The sequence below is a fragment of the Streptomyces sp. NPDC001070 genome (assembly GCF_053598835.1).
In genome coordinates this window covers 138,199-157,151 of the sequence record NZ_JBSFLB010000012.1, presented here as the reverse complement: position 1 = coordinate 157,151, position 18,953 = coordinate 138,199, and the positions used below count along the sequence as shown (strand labels likewise).

At 71.5% G+C, this 18,953-nt stretch carries 18 protein-coding genes and 1 tRNA gene; 8 read left to right on the top strand and 11 right to left on the bottom strand.

The window, feature by feature from the left end; translation table 11 throughout:
• The first annotated feature begins 12 nt into the window (after positions 1-12).
• The 3 genes from galT to galK all read left to right on the top strand — a co-directional run bounded on the left by galT (position 13) and on the right by galK (position 3,309).
• Positions 13-1,077 carry a galactose-1-phosphate uridylyltransferase gene (galT, locus tag ACWDAS_RS17060; protein WP_450391006.1) on the top strand — a complete coding sequence of 355 codons (1,065 nt, stop codon included), beginning with the start codon at positions 13-15 and terminating at the stop codon, positions 1,075-1,077.
• A gap of 100 nt (positions 1,078-1,177) precedes the next feature.
• Positions 1,178-2,167: a UDP-glucose 4-epimerase GalE gene (galE, locus tag ACWDAS_RS17055; RefSeq protein ID WP_450391003.1), complete on the top strand. Its 990-nt coding sequence runs from the start codon at positions 1,178-1,180 to the stop codon at positions 2,165-2,167.
• Complete coding sequence (gene galK / locus ACWDAS_RS17050) at positions 2,164-3,309, top strand: galactokinase (RefSeq protein ID WP_450391000.1); 1,146 nt, start codon at positions 2,164-2,166, stop codon at positions 3,307-3,309. The genes galE and galK overlap by 4 nt, the downstream gene beginning before the upstream one ends.
• Positions 3,310-3,342: 33 nt before the next feature.
• On the opposite strand, the gene ACWDAS_RS17045 is transcribed toward galK, so the two are convergent.
• Positions 3,343-3,792 carry a GNAT family N-acetyltransferase gene (locus tag ACWDAS_RS17045; protein WP_450390997.1) on the bottom strand — a complete coding sequence of 150 codons (450 nt, stop codon included), beginning with the start codon at positions 3,790-3,792 and terminating at the stop codon, positions 3,343-3,345.
• 259 nt (positions 3,793-4,051) lie between these two features.
• On the opposite strand from ACWDAS_RS17045, the gene ACWDAS_RS17040 reads away from it, so the two are divergent.
• On the top strand, positions 4,052-4,849 hold the full coding sequence (locus tag ACWDAS_RS17040; protein ID WP_450390994.1) for a LuxR C-terminal-related transcriptional regulator: 798 nt from the start codon (positions 4,052-4,054) through the stop codon (positions 4,847-4,849).
• Between the two features lie 75 nt (positions 4,850-4,924).
• Here the strand turns inward: ACWDAS_RS17040 and ACWDAS_RS17035 are convergent, their stop codons facing one another.
• Positions 4,925-6,445, bottom strand: coding sequence for a hypothetical protein (locus ACWDAS_RS17035; protein WP_450390991.1), 1,521 nt, complete (start codon positions 6,443-6,445; stop codon positions 4,925-4,927).
• Between the two features lie 240 nt (positions 6,446-6,685).
• Entirely contained in the window at positions 6,686-7,183 is a 498-nt protein-coding gene (locus tag ACWDAS_RS17030; RefSeq protein WP_361800145.1) for a MarR family winged helix-turn-helix transcriptional regulator, read from the bottom strand.
• A 121-nt stretch (positions 7,184-7,304) separates the two neighbouring features.
• On the opposite strand from ACWDAS_RS17030, the gene ACWDAS_RS17025 reads away from it, so the two are divergent.
• Both ACWDAS_RS17025 and ACWDAS_RS17020 read left to right on the top strand, forming a co-directional pair.
• Positions 7,305-8,126 (top strand): trans-aconitate 2-methyltransferase, encoded by an 822-nt coding sequence (locus tag ACWDAS_RS17025; RefSeq protein ID WP_450390989.1) that lies wholly within the window; start codon positions 7,305-7,307, stop codon positions 8,124-8,126.
• Positions 8,127-8,131: 5 nt separating this feature from the next.
• A complete protein-coding gene (locus tag ACWDAS_RS17020; protein WP_450391177.1) occupies positions 8,132-8,497 on the top strand; it encodes a VOC family protein in 366 nt (121 codons plus the stop codon).
• A gap of 62 nt (positions 8,498-8,559) precedes the next feature.
• Here the strand turns inward: ACWDAS_RS17020 and ACWDAS_RS17015 are convergent, their stop codons facing one another.
• The 7 genes from ACWDAS_RS17015 to ACWDAS_RS16985 all read right to left on the bottom strand — a co-directional run bounded on the left by ACWDAS_RS17015 (position 8,560) and on the right by ACWDAS_RS16985 (position 14,212).
• Positions 8,560-9,276, bottom strand: a complete 717-nt coding sequence (locus ACWDAS_RS17015) for an LPXTG cell wall anchor domain-containing protein (RefSeq protein ID WP_450390986.1) — start codon at positions 9,274-9,276, stop codon at positions 8,560-8,562.
• A gap of 183 nt (positions 9,277-9,459) precedes the next feature.
• Entirely contained in the window at positions 9,460-9,954 is a 495-nt protein-coding gene (locus ACWDAS_RS17010; RefSeq protein ID WP_450390983.1) for a hypothetical protein, read from the bottom strand.
• A 48-nt stretch (positions 9,955-10,002) separates the two neighbouring features.
• Complete coding sequence (gene pth, locus ACWDAS_RS17005) at positions 10,003-10,605, bottom strand: aminoacyl-tRNA hydrolase (RefSeq protein WP_450390981.1); 603 nt, start codon at positions 10,603-10,605, stop codon at positions 10,003-10,005.
• A gap of 66 nt (positions 10,606-10,671) precedes the next feature.
• The gene (locus ACWDAS_RS17000) at positions 10,672-11,280 is read right to left on the bottom strand and encodes a 50S ribosomal protein L25/general stress protein Ctc (RefSeq protein WP_450390978.1); all 609 of its coding nucleotides are present in this window, start codon (positions 11,278-11,280) and stop codon (positions 10,672-10,674) included.
• A gap of 196 nt (positions 11,281-11,476) precedes the next feature.
• Positions 11,477-12,454, bottom strand: coding sequence for a ribose-phosphate diphosphokinase (locus tag ACWDAS_RS16995; protein WP_018559811.1), 978 nt, complete (start codon positions 12,452-12,454; stop codon positions 11,477-11,479).
• A gap of 141 nt (positions 12,455-12,595) precedes the next feature.
• Complete coding sequence (glmU, locus tag ACWDAS_RS16990; protein WP_450390974.1) at positions 12,596-14,035, bottom strand: bifunctional UDP-N-acetylglucosamine diphosphorylase/glucosamine-1-phosphate N-acetyltransferase GlmU; 1,440 nt, start codon at positions 14,033-14,035, stop codon at positions 12,596-12,598.
• A gap of 106 nt (positions 14,036-14,141) precedes the next feature.
• Positions 14,142-14,212, bottom strand: a tRNA-Gln gene (locus tag ACWDAS_RS16985).
• 245 nt (positions 14,213-14,457) lie between these two features.
• On the opposite strand from ACWDAS_RS16985, the gene ACWDAS_RS16980 reads away from it, so the two are divergent.
• Together ACWDAS_RS16980 and ACWDAS_RS16975 are read left to right on the top strand one after the other, a co-directional pair.
• A complete protein-coding gene (locus ACWDAS_RS16980) occupies positions 14,458-15,447 on the top strand; it encodes an acyl-CoA desaturase (RefSeq protein ID WP_450390971.1) in 990 nt (329 codons plus the stop codon).
• Between the two features lie 76 nt (positions 15,448-15,523).
• Complete coding sequence (locus ACWDAS_RS16975; RefSeq protein WP_361800227.1) at positions 15,524-16,126, top strand: TetR/AcrR family transcriptional regulator; 603 nt, start codon at positions 15,524-15,526, stop codon at positions 16,124-16,126.
• A 71-nt stretch (positions 16,127-16,197) separates the two neighbouring features.
• On the opposite strand, the gene ppc is transcribed toward ACWDAS_RS16975, so the two are convergent.
• The gene (gene ppc, locus ACWDAS_RS16970) at positions 16,198-18,924 is read right to left on the bottom strand and encodes a phosphoenolpyruvate carboxylase (RefSeq protein ID WP_450390969.1); all 2,727 of its coding nucleotides are present in this window, start codon (positions 18,922-18,924) and stop codon (positions 16,198-16,200) included.
• Positions 18,925-18,953 lie beyond the last annotated feature (29 nt).

The following is an 18,953-nucleotide window of genomic DNA, read 5'->3' as shown; positions in this document are numbered from 1 at the left end:
GGAGCCCGCAGGGTGAAGAAGACATCGACCCGGCTCGCCGACGGGCGCGAGCTGATCTACTACGACCTGCGCGACGACGAACCCCGCGACGCCGTGGACCGGCGGCCGCTGGACGAGATCGCGTCCGCCTCGGAGATCCGCCACGACCCGCTGCTCGGTGACTTCGTCGCCGTCGCCTCCCACCGCCAGGCCCGCACCTACCACCCGCCCGCGGACGAGTGCCCGCTGTGCCCGTCCCGGGAGGGCCGGCATGGGGGTGCCCCCTATGGGGGAGAGATCCCGGACGACCACTACGACGTGGTCGTCTTCGAGAACCGCTTCCCCTCGCTCACCGGGGAACACGGCCGGTGCGAGGTCGTGTGCTTCACCGACGAGCACGACAAGTCCTTCGCCGACCTCACCCCCGAGCAGGCCCGGCTGGTCCTCGACGCCTGGACCGACCGCACGGCCGAACTCTCCCGGCTGCCCGGCGTCGAGCAGGTCTACTGCTTCGAGAACCGCGGCGAGGAGATCGGCGTCACCCTCGGCCACCCGCACGGCCAGATCTACGGCTATCCGTACGCCACGCCCCGCACCGAGCTGATGCTCCGTTCCCTGGAGCGGCACCGTGAGGCCACCGACGGCCGCAACCTCTTCGACGACCTGGTGGCCCGCGAGCGCGAGGACGGCAGCCGCGTCGTCCTGGAGGGCGAGCACTGGACCGCCTTCGTGCCGTACTCCGCCCACTGGCCGTACGAGGTGCACCTCTACCCGCTTCGCCGGGTGCCGGACCTGACGGCCCTGGACGAGGCGGCCCGCGCGGAGTTCCCGGGGCTGTACCTGGAACTGCTGCGCCGCTTCGACCGGCTGTTCGGCCCGGGACAGCCCCCGACCCCGTACATCTCCGGCTGGCACCAGGCGCCGTTCGGCAGTGCGCTGCGCGACGAGTTCGCGCTGCACCTGGAGCTGTTCACGATCCGCCGCACCGAAGGGAAGCTGAAGTACCTCGCCGGCTCCGAGTCCGGCATGAGCGCGTTCATCAACGATGTGCCGCCGGAGACCGCCGCGAGCCGGCTGAGGGAGGTCGCTTCCTCGTGAGCCGCGTGCTCGTGAACGGAACGGTGCCGCACTCTCGGCGAGTGTTCACCCGGCGCCACTACGGTGGCCCCGAGACGAATGCGAGAAAGGCTGTGACCCTGTGAGCGACCCCCGCACGAAGAAGGTTCTGGTCACCGGCGGCGCCGGATACGTGGGCAGCGTCGTGGCGGCCCATCTGCTGGAAGCCGGCCACCGGGTCACCGTCCTGGACGACCTGTCCACCGGCTTCCGGGCCGGCGTCCCCGAGGGCGCCGACTTCGTCGAGGGCCGCGTCCAGGACGCGGCGAAGGTGCTCGACGCCACGTACGACGCCGTGCTGCACTTCGCGGCCAGCTCCCAGGTCGGCGAGTCCGTCGTCCACCCCGAGAAGTACTGGCGCAACAACGTCGCGGGCACGCTGGACCTGCTCACGGCCATGCGCGACACCGGTGTGCGCCGCATGGTCTTCTCCTCCACCGCCGCCACCTACGGCGAGCCGAAGTCCGTCCCCATCACGGAGGACGACCCGACGCTGCCGACCAACCCGTACGGCGCCTCCAAGCTCGCCGTCGACCACATGATCACCAGCGAGGCCGTCGCCCACGGCCTGGCGGCGGTCTCCCTGCGCTACTTCAACGTCGCGGGCGCCTACGGCGCCTTCGGCGAGCGCCACGACCCCGAGTCGCACCTCATCCCGCTCGTGCTGCAGGTCGCCCAGGGCCGCCGGGAGGCGATCTCCGTCTTCGGCGACGACTACCCGACTCCCGACGGGACCTGCGTCCGCGACTACATCCACGTCGCCGACCTCGCCGAGGCGCATCTGCTCGCCGTCGACGCGCCGGCCCCCGGCGAGCACCTGATCTGCAACCTCGGCAACGGCAACGGCTTCTCCGTGCGCGAGGTCATCGAGACCGTCCGGCAGGTGACCGGACACCCCGTCCCCGAGGTCGTGACCGCGCGCCGCGGCGGTGACCCGGCCGTCCTGGTCGCCTCCGCCGAGCGCGCCAAGGAGCGGCTCGGCTGGCGCCCCTCGCGAACCGATCTCGCCGAGATCGTCCGCGACGCCTGGAACTTCGCACAGGACCTGCAGAACCGGGAGGACGGCAAGTGACCGAGGACGGCTTCCGAGCGACGTACGGCACCGGGCCCGAGGGGGTCTGGGCCGCGCCCGGCCGGGTGAACCTGATCGGCGAGCACACCGACTACAACGACGGCTTCGTGATGCCCTTCGCGTTGCCGCACACCACCGTCGCGGCGGTCGCCCGCCGTGCCGACGGCCGGCTGCGGCTGCACACCGCCTCGCCGGACGTCCCCGCGGGCGTCGTGGAACTCCACGTCGACGAGCTCGAACCCGGCGGCGGCGCGGGCTGGGCCGACTACCCCGCCGGGGTCATCTGGGCGCTGCGCGACGCCGGCCACGAGATCACCGGTGCCGACATCCACTTCGAGAGCACCGTCCCCACCGGCGCCGGGCTGTCGTCCTCGGCCGCCCTCGAGGTCGTCACGGCCGTCGCCGTCAACGACCTCTACGGCCTCGGCCTGGAAAGCTGGCGGATCGCCCGGCTCTGCCAGCGCGCCGAGAACGTCTACGTGGGCGCCCCCACCGGGATCATGGACCAGACCGCCTCGGCGTGCTGCACCGAGGGGCACGCACTGTGGCTGGACACCCGCGACCTGGCGCAGCGCCAGATCCCCTTCGACCTGGCGTCCCAGGGCCTGCGGCTGCTGGTCGTCGACACCCGGGTCGCCCACGCCCACAGCGAGGGCGAGTACGGCAGGCGGCGGGCCGGCTGCGAGGAGGCGGCGGCGCTGCTCGGCGTGGACGCGCTGCGGGACGTCCCGTACGACGGGCTCGACGAGGCCCTCGCGCGCATCGACGAGCCCGGACTGCGGTCGCTGGCACGGCACGTCGTCACCGAGAACCGGCGGGTCGAGCGGGTCGTCGAGCTGCTGGAGACGGGCGACGCCCGTGGCATCGGGCCGGTGCTGACCGAGGGCCACGCCTCCCTGCGGGACGACTTCCGGGTCTCCTGCCCCGAACTCGACCTCGTGGTCTCGGCCGGTGTCGAGGCGGGCGCCCTGGGCGCGCGCATGACCGGCGGCGGCTTCGGCGGTTCGGCGATCGTGCTGGTGGAGGACTCCGCCGCGGAGAAGACCGCCGACGCGATCGTCAGCGCCTTCGCCACGGCCGGCCACCGCGAACCCCGGGTCTTCACCGCGGTGCCGTCCGCGGGGGCGCGCCGGCTGACCTGACGCCGACGGGGACCGGGAGCTGAGCCCGCGGGCTCAGCTCCCGTCGGTGAGGCGCCTGGTCAGCAGGAAGTCCGTCACGCCCGGCGGGTAGTCGGGGATCGCGCAGACGATGACGTAGCCCAGCCCCTCGTAGAAGCGGGGGGCCTGGAAGTCCCAGGTGCTGACGCGGGCGTGGAGGCAGCCCCGCTCACGGGCGGCGGCCTCGGCGCGGCGGACGAGTTCGCCGCCCACACCCTCGCCGCGGGCGGCCCCGGCGACCCAGAGCAGGTCGATGTGGAGCCACCGCGCCCAGGTGTGCCCCGCGAGGCCGCCGACCAGTTCCCCGTCCTCGTCGAAGGCGTGGACGTCGACGGGGAGCTCCCGTTCCGCGTCGGTGCCGCGCATCGACGCGAGCACCGGCGACCCGGCCGTGTTGGACACCCGCAGCCGCTGCCGCAGTTCGGCACGCCGCTCATCGTCCACCGCTGTGGAAAACCGCACCATGGGCCACAGCTTGGCACGTCCCCGGGGAAGTCCGTCCCGCAAGTTTTTCCATTCGGGCGCCTTTGTCTGCTCCTGCCCCTAGGCTTTTTGGCAGCGCCGGTGGGGGCCGGCGGCATCAGGGGGCAGACACAAGAGTTCGGCACCTGGTGGGGGACGGCTGCTAGCCCGGCGGGGTGCGGCCTCCCCCACCAGGTGCCGGCCCTCCGTGCACATCGACCTTGTCCGTGGGGGAAAGTGCCGAATGCCGGGAGTGGGGCCCGTGGGACGAATCCGCGTTCTCGTCGTCGACGACCACCGCATCTTCGCCGAATCGCTCGCAGCCGCCCTCGCGGCGGAACCCGATGTCGACGTGTCGGCCGCCGGGAGCGGGGCGGCCGCCCAGCGCTGCCTGGAACGCGCGGTTGCCGACGGCCGCCGTTACGACGTGCTGCTGGTCGACGCCGACCTGGGCACGGCGTCCACGGCGGGGGGCCTGGTCATGGGGACGCCCAAGATCGCGCCGCTGGGCGCGGTGGACGGCGGCGCCCAGGCCGGGCTCGACGGCATCGCCCTGGTGGAACGCGTCCGCGCGGAACACCCCGCGACCCGGACGGTCGTACTGGCCGAGCGGGACGACGCGCGCCGTGCCGCCCGGGCCCTGCAGGCGGGCGCCTTCGGCTGGGTCGCCAAGGACTGCTCACTGTCCCGGTTGCTGGCGGTGATGCGCGGCGTCCTGCGCGACGAGACGCATCTGCCGCCCGCGCTCCTCACCGGGGTGCTGCGGGAGTTGACCGCCGCGCGCCGCCATCGCACGGAGAGCGAGCGACTGGTGGAGTCGCTCACCCCGCGCGAGCAGGAGGTGCTGCGCTGCATGGTGGCGGGCCTGGGCCGGAAGGCGGTCGCCGAGCGGCTGTATCTGTCGCCGCACACGGTCCGTACCCACATGCAGAACGTGCTGGGCAAGCTGGGCGTGCACTCGACGCTGGCCGCGGTGGCACTGGCCCGGCGGGCGGGGGTGCCCCCGGCCGAGGGCGAGGCCGCCCGGGTGGGCTCGGCGGCACCCGTCCAGCACGCCTGACGGTACGTCGCGCGGCGGATCGCCCTCCCCGTCACCGGGGAGAGCGACCCGCCGGGTCACCGCGGAGTCCCGCGGTTATTCACCGCCGACGCCGGTGACCGGCGCCGAGCGGCTGGTGTCACGGTCGTTGGCACGGTCACGATGACCGTTGTCCTGACCGCGGTCGTTGAGGCCGGCGAACGGGTCCCGGCCGTTGTCGTTGCCGCGGTTGTCGCCGTGGCCGTTGTTGTTGCCGTGGTTGTCGCCGTGGCCGTTGTTGTTGCCGTGGTTGTCGCCGTGGCCGTTGTTGTCGCCGTGGCCGTTGTTGCCCCGGTTGTCGCCGCGGTCGTCGAAGGGGTCGCGGCCGTTGTCGCCGCGGTTGTCGCCGCGGTCGTCGAAGGGATCGCGGCCGTTGTCGCCGCGGTTGTCGAAGGGGTCGCGGCCGTTGTCGCCGCCGTTGCCGCCGCGCCCGTTGTCTCCACGGCCGTTGCCGCCGCGCCCGTTGTCTCCACGGCCGTTGTCGCGGCCGTTGCCGCCGCGCCCGTTGTCGCCGCGGTTGCCGCCGAGGCCGTTGTTACGGCAGTTGAAGCCCCCGAGACCGTTGAAGCCGCCGAGGCCGTTGTTGAAGCCGGGGCCGGCCACGAAGCCGGGGCCGCCGATTCCTCCGACTCCGCCGACGAAGCCGGGGCCGCCGACGCCACCCACGAAGCCAGGACCGGCGATTCCGCCTACTCCGCCTACTCCGCCGATGCCGCCGACGAAGCCGGGGCCGCCGATTCCACCGACGCCGCCGACGCCGCCGACGCCGCCGACGCCGCCGACGAAGCCGGGGCCGCCGATTCCACCGACTCCGCCGACGCCGCCCACGAAGCCGGGACCGCCGTTGATGCCGCCGCGGCCGTTGCCGCCGCGGCCGCCGGGGCCGTCGCCGCGCTTGGCGAGGGCGACACTGTCGAGGGGCTGCTCGGTGCGGTCGTCGTTGCGGAAGGGGTCCTCCACGCCGTTGAAGCGCTCGTCGCCGCGGCCGTGCTCCCTGCCGCCGTGTCCGCCGCGGCAGTTGATGCCGCCGATGCCGCCGATGCCGCCAATTCCGCCGATGCCGCCGACGCCGCCGACGCCGCCGACCCCGCCGACGCCGCCAGGGCCGCCGCACCAGCCCGGCGCGGGGCCGAGGTTGGCGACGAAGCGGGCCGAGGACCAGGCCCAGAGGTTGCCGCTGAGCTGGTACCAGCGCGGGTTGCCGCCGATGGGGCTGCCCACGGCCTTGCAGACGATGGCCACCAAGGCGTTGAAGGGAACGACGCCGACGCTGGGGAACTGCACGCCGGGTCCGCTGCGGACCCGCAGACCCGTACGGGCGAGGACGCGGCCCTGGAACAGGGCGACGTGGGGGGAGCGCGCGGACGCCGCCGCTACGTCGCGGGAAAGATCGCGAAGGCGCTCGGAAGGAGAGACGATTTCACTTTGGCCGTCCGGTCCAGGAGCGGCAGGCACCCCGGCGGCAGGCCGGCCGTCGGTGGCGAAGGCGGTGCCCATGGTGCCGATGGCGAGGGTGCCGGCCAAGGCGCCGGTCACCGCGGTTGCGGCTATCTTGCTTGCGCGGGTGTGCAGAGTCATCTGCATCTCCAAGGTGGAGCGGGACCCGGCGGGGTCCAGGGAAATGGAAGCCGGCGCGCCCGACTGCCTTCCACTTGACGATGTCGGTACTTGGTGCGCCGGCAGCCGCAAAAGTGGCCATTTGAGCCTTTATGCGGCGTTCACGGACATCACGCTAAATGCGCCACTTTGTGTGCGCAACCGGTGGCGGAGCGTGGCCGTTTGTGATCATTCCCTGATGGTTACGGCGGGTAATCGGCGTCAGCCGGGGATGTTGTCGAAGGGCGCGGTCAACTGTCGGAGCAGATTCGCCAGTTCCCCGCGCTGGCGGCTGGAGAGCTCGCCGAGGATCGCCCGCTCCTGGGCCAGGAGGCCCGCCAGTGCCTGATCGGCCCGGTCTCGTCCCTCCGGGGTGAGCCGTACGAGGACGCCGCGCCGGTCCGAGGGATCGGGCAGCCGCTCCACGAGGCCCTTCTTGGTGAGCCGGTCGATCCGGTTGGTCATCGTCCCCGAGGTGACCAGTGTCTGCGTCAGCAGCTGCCCGGGCGAGAGCTGGTAGGGCGCACCCGCGCGGCGCAGGGAGGTGAGCACGTCGAACTCCCAGGGCTCCAGACTGTGCTCGGAGAACGCCAGCCGGCGCGCCCGGTCCAGATGCCTCGCCAGCCGGCTGACCCGGCTGAGCACCTCGAGCGGCTCGACGTCGAGGTCAGGGCGCTCCCTGCGCCATGCAGCGACCAGCCGGTCGACCTCGTCCTCCATGGAGATCAGTGTAGTGGTTGTGTCGACATGAAGTCTCTTGACGTCAAGAGATTAGCTCTGGAACCTTGTGGGCAATGTCGGCGGCAGGAAGAGATCCATTTCTCGCCAGGGAGTTCGAAACATGCCCGCAGCAACCTGGGACCCCACGCAGTACCTCCGCCACTCCACCCACCGCACCCGCCCCTTCCACGACCTCCTGGCCCGGATACCGGAGCTCCCGGGGGCGAGCCCGCGTATCGCCGACGTCGGCTGCGGCCCCGGCAATGTGACCGCGCTGCTCGCGCAGCGCTGGCCCGGGGCCCGGATCACCGGTCTCGACAGCTCCGCCGACATGCTCGAGGCCGCCCGGGCCTACGAGGGCCCCACCCCCGGGGGCGGCAGCCTCACGTTCCGGGCCGCCGACGCCGCCCACTGGATCCCCGACGGGCCCTACGACCTGATCGTCTCCAACGCCGCGCTCCAGTGGGTCGAGGGCCATGCCGAGCGCTTCCCCGTCTGGGTCGAGCAGCTCGCCCCCGGTGGGGTCCTGGCCTTCCAGGTCCCCGGCAACTTCACCTCGCCCAGCCACGCCCTGCTCGGCGAGCTCTGCGACTCCCCGGCCTGGCGCGACCGCCTCGGCGACGGCCACGGCCGCCGCTACGTCCACATCCTCGAACCTCCCGGCTACCTGGAGCGCCTCATCGAGATCCCCGAGGTCGAGGTGGACGTCGACGTCTGGGAGACCACGTACGTACAGCTCCTGCAGGGCGAGGACGCGGTGCTCGAATGGACCAAGGGCACGGCGCTGCGCCCCGTCCTGACCGCCCTGGCGGACGACCCGGTGGCCACCCAGGAGTTCCTCGGCCAGTACCGGGACCTGCTGCGCAAGGCCTACCCGGCCGGGCCGCACGGCACCGTCTTCCCCTTCCGGCGGATCTTCGCCGTCGCACGAAAGGCCGGGTGATCCCGTTGATAACCGCCCTCGACCACATCCAGCTCGCCGCCCCGCCCGGCTCCGAGGAGCGGCTGCGCGCCTTCTACGCGGGGGTCCTGGGGATGACCGAGGTCCCCAAGCCGCCCGTGCTCGCCGCCCGCGGCGGCTGCTGGTTCGCCGCCGGCTCCGCACAGCTGCACATAGGCGTCGAGGAGGACTTCCGCCCCGCGCGGAAGGCCCATCCGGGATTACGGGTGAGCGGTATCGAGGCGTACGCGGACGTGCTGCGGTCCCGCGGCGCCGGGGTCGTCTGGGACGGTGATCTGCCGGGGCACCGCCGCTTCTACACCGAGGACCCGTTCGGCAACCGCCTGGAGTTCCTGGAGCCCGGCGCCGGGTGAAACGGCGGCGGCGCCGGACCCCGTCACGGGGCCCGGCGCCGCCGGCCGGCGCTGTCCGGTGATCAGTGCTGTCCGGCGCCCTTGCGGCGCCGCATCACCAGCGCCGCACCCGCGCCGACCAGCAGCAGCGCGGCGAAGGCGATGCCGCCCACCTGGGCGCCGGTCTCGGCGAGATTGCCGCTGTCCGTACCGGGGGCGGCGGAGTCCGAGGCGGACGGTGCGACCGTCGCGGAGGCCGAGCCGTTCGGCTGCTCACCACCCGCCGGGGCGGAGGCGGACGGGGAGGCCGGACCGGACGGAGACACCGAACCGGAGGGCGAGGCCGAGCCGGAGGGCTGGGTGCCCGTGCCGCCGTTCCCCTCGCCGTTGTCGGCGCAGTCGACCCAGAAGACCTTGTGCTTGGCCCGGCCGTGCTCCCCGTCGAAGTTCCAGAACAACTTGTAGTGGCCGTCCGCGAGCGCGATGTCCTCCGTGCGCTCGTGACCGGAGCCGTCGAGCGTCAGCGAACCGGACTTCACCGTCTCGCCCTTCTCGCCGTCCGTGGGGGCCCATCGCTCGATGTGCCAGTCGGCCCGCTGACCGCCGTCGAACTGGAAGCCGTCGAGGTAGAAGGTGCAGACGTGCGGCTCGTTCTTGTGCAGCTCCTCGCCGGTCTTCGCGTCGTGGATCTTCACATTGCCGTTGTCCCCGGGGGCGTTGTGGGCGAGGGCGACGGGCGCGAACAGCAGGGACGCTGCCAGGGCCGCCGTCGCTGCACCTGCCGTGGAAAGGGCGCGCATGGGCGTACCACCTGAGGGTGTGAGGACGGAATGCGGGGGGAGGTGGCCAGATTTCACCCCCGCGACCTGCGAGTCAAGGGAAACAAAACCCCGTTGGTCCGCATACGTCACACCTGACCCATAGGTCCGGCGTAACGATCGTGCCACGCCCCGGTTCGCAGTGTGAAGACCGGGCCGTGGCCGTCACAGCGTGAAGAAGGCCGCCCCCAGCAGCAGGCCGCCGGCGATCGCCGTCGTCCAGGCGGTGCGCGGCCAGCGCAGGCCGCCGGCCAGTATCAGGGAGGCCAGCAGCAGGGCGCCGGCCAGCGGGATCCAGGCGTGCAGCACACCGGCGAGTCCGCGGCGGACCACCTCGTCGGTGCCGGGCTTCACGGCCACCGGGATCCGCTCACCGGTACGGTGCGTGACCGACTTGTCGATCGTCACCTTCGCCCGTACGGAGCCGAGGCCCTCCGGCACGAAGGGCCCGGTGCAGGTGTCGGCGCCGCAGGCGGAGACCGTCATCGTGCCCTGCTCTCGGCCTTTGGTGAGCATGACGTGCTGCGCGGTCTTCCACGACGTCCACACTCCCGCCGCCAGAATGAAGAGGATCAGCGCGCTCAGCAGGACGATGCGGCCGACCAGCAGCAGACCCCAGGTGCTCTCGGCGGTGCGGCGGGCGAGACTCCGTTTGACCATGCGGGCGATCCTTGGCCATCGCGTGGCGCTCGGTCAACCTTTCGATGGTCAACCGTTGTACGTGCCCTGCGCCCGCTCCAGACCCTCGCAGACGAGCGACTCCACCGCGTCGGCCGCCCGGTCCACGAACCACTCGAGCTCCTTGCGCTCGGCGGAGGAGAAGTCCTTGAGGACGAAGTCGGCGACCTGCATCCGGCCCGGCGGCCGGCCGATGCCGCAGCGCACCCGCAGGTAGTCCGGGCCGAGGGACTTGGTGATCGACTTCAGGCCGTTGTGGCCGTTGTCGCCGCCGCCCTTCTTCAGGCGCAGGGTCGCGTAGTCGATGTCCAGCTCGTCGTGGACCGCGATGATGTTGCCGAGCGGCACCTTGTAGAAGTCGCGCAGCGCCGTCACCGGACCGCCGGACAGGTTCATGTACGTCATCGGCTTGGCCAGCACGACGCGGCGGCCGCTGATGCGTCCCTCGACGACCTGGGACCGGGTCTTGTGGGCCTTGAAGCGCCCGCCGATCCGGTCGGCGAGCAGATCGGCCACCATGAAGCCGATGTTGTGCCGGTTGCCGGCGTACTCCGGTCCGGGGTTGCCCAGACCGGCCACCAGCCAGGGCCCCTCGGGGGCGCTTTCCGCTGCGCTCATGCTCATGGCGTCCATTCAACAGGACCGCCGCCCCGCTCCTGGCGGAGCGGGGCGGCGTCCGGAAACAGCGTGCTGCCGTACTTACTCGGCGGCGGGAGCCTCGGCGGCCTCGCCGGCCTCGGCCTCCTCGCCCTCGGCGGGAGCCTCGGCCTGGGCGGCGACGACCTGGAGGACGACGGCGTCCTCGTCGATGGCCAGGCTGGTGCCCTTCGGCAGGACGATGTCCTTGGCGAGGACGGAGGTACCGGCCTCGAGGCCCTCGATGGAGACGGTGACGCCCTCGGGGATGTGGGTCGCCTCGGCCTCGACCGGCAGCGCGTTGAGGACGTGCTCCAGCAGGTTGCCGCCCGGGGCCAACTCGCCCTCGGTGACGACCGGGACCTCGACGGTGACCTTCTCGCCGCGCTTGACCGCGAGCAGGTCCACGTGCTCCAGGAAGCCCTTCAGCGGGTCGCGCGACACGGCCTTGGGGATCACCAGCTCCTTGCCGTCACCCTCGATGTCCAGGCTGATCAGGACGTTGGGGGTGCGCAGGGCGAGCAGCAGGTCGTGGCCCGGCATGGAGACGTGCTTCGGCTCCTGGCCGTGGCCGTAGATGACACCGGGGACCTGGTGGGCACGGCGGATGCGGCGGGCGGCGCCCTTGCCGAACTCGGTGCGCAGCTGCGCGGAGATCTTCACCTCGGACACGGGAATCACACTCCTCGTAATGACGACGGGACTTCGGTCGGTCGCCCAGCCCACGACGGGCCGTTCCACTTACGAGGAGCGCGTCGATAACGGAGTCCGCCGCCGAAACGGAAACGGCCTCCCTCGCCGAGCAACTCGCAGAGTCTACCCGGCGGGGAGGCCGCCCCGGAAATCGATCAGTACGCGATGCGCGTGATCAGTGCGCGTCCTCGAAGAGGCTCGTCACGGAGCCGTCCTCGAAGACCTCGCGGACCGCGTTGGCGATCGTCGGCGCGATCGACAGCACCGTGATCTTGTCGAGGTCCAGCTCACCCGGCGTCGGCAGGGTGTCGGTGAAGACGAACTCGCTCACCTTGGAGTTCTTCAGCCGGTCCGCGGCCGGGCCGGAGAGCACACCGTGGGTGGCGGTGACGATGACGTCCTCGGCGCCGTTGGCGAACAGGGCGTCCGCCGCGGCGCAGATGGTGCCGCCGGTGTCGATCATGTCGTCGACCAGGACGCAGATCCGGCCGCGCACGTCACCGACGACCTCGTGGACGGTGACCTGGTTGGCGACGTCCGGGTCGCGGCGCTTGTGGACGATGGCCAGCGGCGCGCCCAGGCGGTCGCACCAGCGGTCGGCCACGCGCACCCGGCCGGCGTCGGGGGAGACGACGGTCAGCTTCGAGCGGTCGACCTTGGCGCCCACGTAGTCCGCCAGGATCGGCAGCGCGAACAGATGGTCCACCGGGCCGTCGAAGAAGCCCTGGATCTGGTCGGTGTGCAGGTCGACGGTGAGGATCCGGTCGGCACCCGCGGTCTTCAGCAGGTCGGCGACCAGGCGGGCCGAGATCGGCTCGCGGCCGCGGTGCTTCTTGTCCTGACGCGCGTATCCGTAGAAGGGCACGACCACGGTGATGCGCTTGGCGGAGGCCCGCTTCAGCGCGTCGATCATGATCAGCTGCTCCATGATCCACTTGTTGATGGGAGCGGTGTGGCTCTGGATGACGAAAGCGTCCGAGCCGCGGGCAGACTCCTCGAAGCGGACGTAGATCTCACCGTTCGCGAAGTCGAAGGCCTTCGTCGGCACAAGGTTGACGCCCAGCTCACGTGCCACCTCCTCCGCGAGCTCGGGGTGTGCGCGGCCGGAGAAGAGCATGAGCTTCTTCTCACCGGTCGTCTTGATCCCGGTCACTGCACCGTCTCCTTGGTGTTCAACGCAGCTTCGCCTTCGGTAAGGCAGCTGGCGGAATTGTGTGCACCTCACACGGTACGCGCTGCGTGGCGCAACCGCGCACGTGGGGAAGGCCACCCCGGACGGCCGCCCCGCGTGCGGTCAGGCCTCGGGCCCGGCCTGCTGCGCCTGTTCGGCGGCCTGCGCGGCGGCGCTGCCGGGACGCTTCCTGGCCACCCAGCCTTCGATGTTGCGCTGCTGGCCGCGCGCGACGGCGAGCGAACCGGCCGGCACGTCCTTGGTGATCACCGAGCCCGCGGCGGTGTAGGCGCCGTCCCCGACTGTGACCGGAGCCACGAACATGTTGTCGGAGCCGGTGCGGCAGTGCGAGCCGATGGTGGTGTGGTGCTTGGTCTGCCCGTCGTAGTTGACGAAGACGCTGGCGGCGCCGATGTTGCTGTACTCGCCGATCGTCGCGTCACCGACGTAGGACAGGTGCGGGACCTTGGTGCCCTCGCCGATCGAGGCGTTCTTCATCTCGACGTAGGTGCCGGCCTTCGCCTTGGGGCCGAGCCTGGTGCCGGGACGCAGGTAGGCGTACGGGCCGACCGACGCGGCCTCGCCGATCTCCGCGCTGACGGCCACGGTGTTGCTCACCTTGGCGCCGGGGCCGACCAGGGTGTCGGTGAGCGTGCAGTTGGGGCCGACCTCGGCGCCGGAGGCGAGCCGGGTGTTGCCGTAGAGCTGGGTGTTCGGCAGCACGAGCGAGTCGGGCTCGAACTCCACCGTGACGTCCAGCCAGGTCGACGCCGGGTCCATGATCGTCGCGCCTTCGAGCATCGCCCGCTGCAGCAGGCGGTCGTTGAGGGTGCGGCGGGCCTCGGCGAGCTGCACCCGGTTGTTGATGCCCGCGATCTCGCGGTGGTCCGGGGCGATCGACGCGCCGACGCGGTGGCCGGCCTCGCGCAGGATGCCGAGGGTGTCGGTGAGGTACTCCTCGCCCTGCGCGTTGTCGGTGGTCACCTTGGCCAGCGCGTCCGCCAGCAGCCGCGCGTCGAAGGCGAACACTCCGGAGTTGATCTCGGCGATGGCCCGCTGCTCGTCGGTGGCGTCCTTCTGCTCGACGATCGCGAGCACCGAACCGTCCGCGCCGCGCACGATGCGGCCGTAGCCGGTCGGGTCGGGCACCTCGGCGGTCAGCACGGTGACGGCGTTGCCGTCGGCGGCGTGGGTGGCGACCAGCGCGCGCAGGGTGTCGGGGGTGAGCAGTGGGGTGTCACCCGCGGTGATCACCACCGTGCCGGTCAGCTCGGGGAGCTCCGCCAGGCCCGCGCGGACCGCGTGGCCGGTGCCGTTCTGCTCGTACTGCACGGCGGTGCGGACCGCGGCGTCGGTCTCGGCCAGGTGGGCGGTCACCTGCTCGCGGGCGTGACCGACGACGACCAGCAGGTGCTCGGGTTCCAGGGCGCGGGCCGCGGACACGACATGACCCACGAGGGAGCGACCGCTGATCGCATGCAGGACTTTGGGGGTTGCCGACTTCATGCGGGTGCCCTCACCCGCGGCGAGGACGATGACGGCAGCCGGGCGGTGGGCGCTCACGGAACGGGCTCCTCGGCGTGGGGTGACAGTCACCCGCAGGATACCGGGGCGTTTCGGGCGGCAGACACGGAAGGGTCGCGACGACCGTCGCGACCCCTCGTTCATGCTCCGCTGCCAGGATTCGAACCCGGACTTAAGGGACCAAAACCCTCAGTGCTGCCGTTACACCACAGCGGATGGAAACACTGATCAAACAGGACATCCGGTACGGGTGTCCGTCTGGCCCCCACCACTATGCCGCACCGACCGCCTCCAATGCGACGGGAAAGATCGGTACTTCCCCTCGTCAAACATGGGTACATGTGCCAAGAGCCGTATTCCCGCCGACACGCGCGCTCTGTTCGGCCGTCACTTAGCCCTGCCATACTTACGAGGCCGTAAGTTACGGTGGCGTAGCCCCCGACCTTCATTGAGGGACCACCATGACCACACAGACCGACGTGATCACCGAGTCCCCGGAACCCGGGACGGGCGACGGGGCCCCACTGCCCCGCGCCACACTCGGTGCTGACAAGAAGCAGTCGATCGAGCAGATCACCCTCGGACTCTTCATCGGTATCCCCTTCCTCGCACTCGTGGCGGCGATCCCGCTCGCGTGGGGCTGGGGTCTGAGCTGGCTCGACCTCGGCCTGATGGTGGGGATGTACTTCCTCGGCTGTCACGGCATCACCATCGGTTTCCACCGCCACTTCACCCACGGCTCGTTCAAGGCCAAGCGCCCGCTGAGGATCGCCCTCGCCATCGCCGGGTCCATGGCCGTCGAGGGGCCGGTCGTGCGCTGGGTCGCCGACCACCGCAAGCACCACAAGTACTCGGACGCCGACGGCGACCCGCACAGCCCGTGGCGGTACGGCGAGACGGTACCCGCCCTGCTCAAGGGCTTGTGGTGGGCCCACATGGGCTGGCTGTTCGACGAGGAGCAGACCCCGCAGCGCAAGTACGCGCCGGATCTGATCAAGGACCCGGCGATCCGCCGGATCAGCCGCGACTTCTGGATCTGGACGGCCGTCTCGCTGCTGTTCCCGCCGCTGGTCGGCGGCCTGGTGACGATGTCGTGGACCGGCGCCGCCACCGCCTTCTTCTGGGGCTCCCTGGTCCGCGTGGCACTGCTGCACCACGTCACCTGGTCGATCAACTCGATCTGCCACGCGGTCGGCAAGCGCCCCTTCCGCTCCCGCGACAGGTCCGGCAACGTGTGGTGGCTGGCGGTCCTGTCCTGCGGTGAGTCCTGGCACAACCTCCACCACGCCGACCCCACCAGCGCCCGGCACGGAGTGCTCCGCGGCCAGGTCGACTCCAGCGCCCGCCTCATCCGCTGGTTCGAACTGCTCGGCTGGGCCAGTGACGTACGGTGGCCGACCGCTGACCGTATCGCGGCCCGCCGTAAGGAGAACGTCAGCGAAGCGGCATGATTGACGGGTGAGCGAGGGCAGCAACAGCAGCAGAAGCAGCGAGGGCGCGCCGTCGCGGCGTGCCCGCCGGGTGCGCATGACGGGCAAGGAACGCCGCGAGCAACTGCTCGACGTGGGGCGCACGCTCTTCGCGGAACGCGGCTTCGAGGGCACCTCGGTCGAGGAGATCGCACACAAGGCGGGTGTCTCCAAGCCCGTGGTGTACGAGCACTTCGGCGGCAAGGAGGGCCTCTACGCCGTCGTCGTGGACCGCGAGATGCGGCGCCTGCTGGACATGGTCACCGGTGCCCTCACCGGGGGCCATCCGCGCGAGCTGCTGGAGCAGGCGGCCTTCGCGCTGCTGGACTACATCGAGCAGTACACGGACGGCTTCCGGATCCTCGTGCGGGACTCGCCGGTCGCCCAGTCGACCGGCACCTTCGCCTCGCTGATCAGCGACATCGCCACCCAGGTGGAGGACATCCTGGGCATGGAGTTCAAGCAGCGCGGCTTCGACGCCAAACTCGCCCCGCTGTACGCGCAGGCGCTGGTCGGGATGGTCGCGCTCACCGGGCAGTGGTGGCTGGACGCGCAGAAGCCCAAGAAGGCGGAGGTCGCCGCCCACCTGGTCAACCTGTCCTGGAACGGCCTGTCGGGACTGGAGCCCAGGCCCCGGCTGATCGGCCACCGCAAGAACTGAGACCCGGCGCGACGAAGGCGGCGCCGCACCCGGACCGGGGCGGCGCCGCCTTCGCCGTACGTACGCCGCGGTCAGCCGGTGTTGCGCAGGCCGGCCGCCACACCGTTCACCGTCAGCAGCAACGCGCGGGCGAGCAGCGGGTCGGGCTCCTCGCCGCGGGCGGCGGCCTCGCGCTGCCGGTGCAGCAGCGCGACCTGGAGGTAGGAGATCGGGTCGAGATAGGCGTCCCGGATCCGGAAGGTCTGCTGGAGCACCGGCTGGGCGTCCAGCAGCTCCGCCTCACCGGTGATCCGCAGCACCTCGGCGACCGTGAGCTCGTGCTCGGCCTTGATGACGTCGAAGACGTGCCTGAGCTCGTCCGGCACCAGGGTGCCGACGTAGTGCTCGGCGATCCGCAGATCCGTCTTGGCCAGCGTCATCTCTACGTTGGACAGGAAGTTGCGGAAGAAGTGCCACTGCTCGTAGGCCTCGGCGATGTCGGCCTCCCGGCCCGCCTCGCGGGCGGCCCTCAGACCCGAGCCGACGCCGAACCAGCCGGGCACGATCTGCCGCGACTGCGTCCACCCGAACACCCACGGGATGGCCCGCAGCCCGTCCAGGCCCGCCCCGCTGTCCGGGCGGCGCGAGGGCCGGGAGCCCAGGTGCAGCTCGGCGAGCTGGTCGACCGGGGTCGAGGCGAAGAAGTACGCGGGCAGGTCCGGGTCCTCCACCAGCCGGCGGTAGGCGGCGTGCGCGGCGTCGGAGACCACGTCCATGGCCGCGTCCCAGCGGGTCAGCGCCTCCTCGGACTGGCGCGGCGCGGTGTGCAGCGCCGAGGCCTGCAGCGTGGCGGCGACCGTCAGCTCCAGGTTCTCCCTGGCCAGGGACGGGATCAGGTACTTGTCGGAGATGACCTCGCCCTGTTCGGTCACCTTGATCTCGCCCTCCAGCGTGCCCCAGGGCTGCGCCAGGATCGCGTCGTGCGTCGGGCCGCCGCCCCGGCCGACCGTGCCGCCCCGGCCGTGGAACAGCCGCAGCCGCACCCCGTGGCGGTGCGCCACGTCACGCAGGCTGCGCTGCGCCCGGTGGATCTCCCACTGCGAGGTGGTGATGCCACCGAACTTGGAGCTGTCGCTGTAGCCGAGCATGACCTCCTGCACGTCGCCGCGGAGCGAGACGAGCTTGCGGTACGAGGGGTCGGAGAGCATCTCGTCGAGCAGTTTGTCGGCGACCCTCAGCTCGTCGGTGGTCTCCAGCAGCGGCACGATGCCGATCTTGGCGATCCCCGCGTGCAGGTCGATCAGCCCGGCCTCGCGGGCCAGCACCGCCGCCGCGAAGACGTCGTCGGAGCCCAGGCACATCGAGATGATGTACGACTCGATGACCTCGGGCCCGAAGCGCTCGAAGGACTCCCGGACGGTGTGGAAGACACCCAGCGTCTTCGCCCCGGCCGCGTCCAGCGGCGCCGGGGAGGGGGCCAGCGGACGGCGCGAGCGCAGCTCCTTGGCGAGCAGCCTGCGCCGGTAGTCGCGCGGCATGTCCGCGTACCGCCAGGACTCCTCGCCGAGCCGGTCGAAGAGCTGGCCGAGGGCGTGGTGGTGGGCGTCGGCGTGCTCGCGGACGTCCATCGTGGCCAGCTGCAGACCGAAGGCGGCCAGCGTGCGGATGGTGCGGTCGAGGCGGCCGTCGGCGATCAGCTCACCGCGGTTGGCGCGCAGCGAGTCCTGCACCAGACGCAGGTCGGCCAGGAGGCCGCCGGTGCCGAGGTAGTCGCGGCCGGGCACGTGCGGGGTGCCGCCGGCCAGCCGGTCCCGGGTGTTGAGCAGCTTCTGCCGGATGCAGGTGGCCTTGAGGCGGTAGGGCTCCTCGGCGTTCAGCCGCTTGTAGCGCGGGCTGATCTCGGGGAGGCGCTGGAGGTCCTGCTCCAGGTCGGCCAGCAGCTCGGGGGAGGCGCCGGCGTTGCGGATCGAGTTGGACAGCGCCGCGCGCAGGTCGTCGACCAGCTCCAGGGCGTCGGTGATCCCGTGCTCGTGCTGCAGGATCAGCACGTCCCAGGTGACCTGCGGGGTGACGTTCGGGTTGCCGTCCCGGTCACCGCCGATCCAGGTGCCGAAGGTCAGCGGGCGGGTCTCCGCCGGCAGCGGCACCCCGACCCGCTCCAGCTCGACCGCGAGGTCCTCCAGCACGTCGCCGACCGCGCCGGCGTGCAACTCGTCCAGGTAGTAGATGGCGTTGCGCGCCTCGTCCGCGGGCTCCGGACGCACGACGCGCAGTTCGTCGGTCTGCCAGAGCAGGTCGATGTTCTCCGCGAGGCGCAGGTCGGTGCGGCGGCGGTCGCCGCCCTCGCCGGCCGAGTCCAGCAGCGAGGCGATCACCCGCAGCTTGTTCAGCACGCTGCGGCGCGCCGCCTCGGTGGGGTGGGCGGTGAAGACGGGGCGCACGTTGAGGTTGCGCACGGTCTGGCGCAGGTGCTCCGGGTCGGCGTCCTTGAGCAGGTCGGCGGTGCGGGCCAGCAGCCCGCCGTCGGCCGCTCTGCGGGAGCGCAGTTCACGGCCGCGGTGCACCTGCTCGGTGACGTTCGCGAGGTGGAAGTACGTGGAGAAGGCCCGCACCAGCTTGGCTGCGGTCTCCAGGTCGGTCTCCCCGAGCAGGGCGGCTGCTGCCTCCCCGTCGGTGCGGGTGAGCGCCCGCACCCTCTCGACGAGATCGAGGAGTTCCTGGCCCTCCTGCCGGACGAGCGTCCCGCCGAGGAGGTCTCCCAGACGGCGGATGTCCGCGCGCAGGGGGGCACTCCCGGTGGTGTTGTCGGCGCTGCTCACAGGTGCGGCTCCTAGTGCAGTGGGATGGG

Bases quoted from the DNA above. Each gene is read 5' to 3' on its own strand.
- ACWDAS_RS17045 (WP_450390997.1), bottom strand. From the start codon at position 3,792: ATGGTGCGGTTTTCCACAGCGGTGGACGATGAGCGGCGTGCCGAACTG.
- ACWDAS_RS17035 (WP_450390991.1), bottom strand. From the start codon at position 6,445: ATGACTCTGCACACCCGCGCAAGCAAGATAGCCGCAACCGCGGTGACC.
- ACWDAS_RS17030 (WP_361800145.1), bottom strand. From the start codon at position 7,183: ATGGAGGACGAGGTCGACCGGCTGGTCGCTGCATGGCGCAGGGAGCGC.
- ACWDAS_RS17025 (WP_450390989.1), top strand. From the start codon at position 7,305: ATGCCCGCAGCAACCTGGGACCCCACGCAGTACCTCCGCCACTCCACC.
- ACWDAS_RS17015 (WP_450390986.1), bottom strand. From the start codon at position 9,276: ATGCGCGCCCTTTCCACGGCAGGTGCAGCGACGGCGGCCCTGGCAGCG.
- ACWDAS_RS17010 (WP_450390983.1), bottom strand. From the start codon at position 9,954: ATGGTCAAACGGAGTCTCGCCCGCCGCACCGCCGAGAGCACCTGGGGT.
- pth (WP_450390981.1), bottom strand. From the start codon at position 10,605: ATGGACGCCATGAGCATGAGCGCAGCGGAAAGCGCCCCCGAGGGGCCC.
- ACWDAS_RS16980 (WP_450390971.1), top strand. From the start codon at position 14,458: ATGACCACACAGACCGACGTGATCACCGAGTCCCCGGAACCCGGGACG.
- ACWDAS_RS16975 (WP_361800227.1), top strand. From the start codon at position 15,524: ATGACGGGCAAGGAACGCCGCGAGCAACTGCTCGACGTGGGGCGCACG.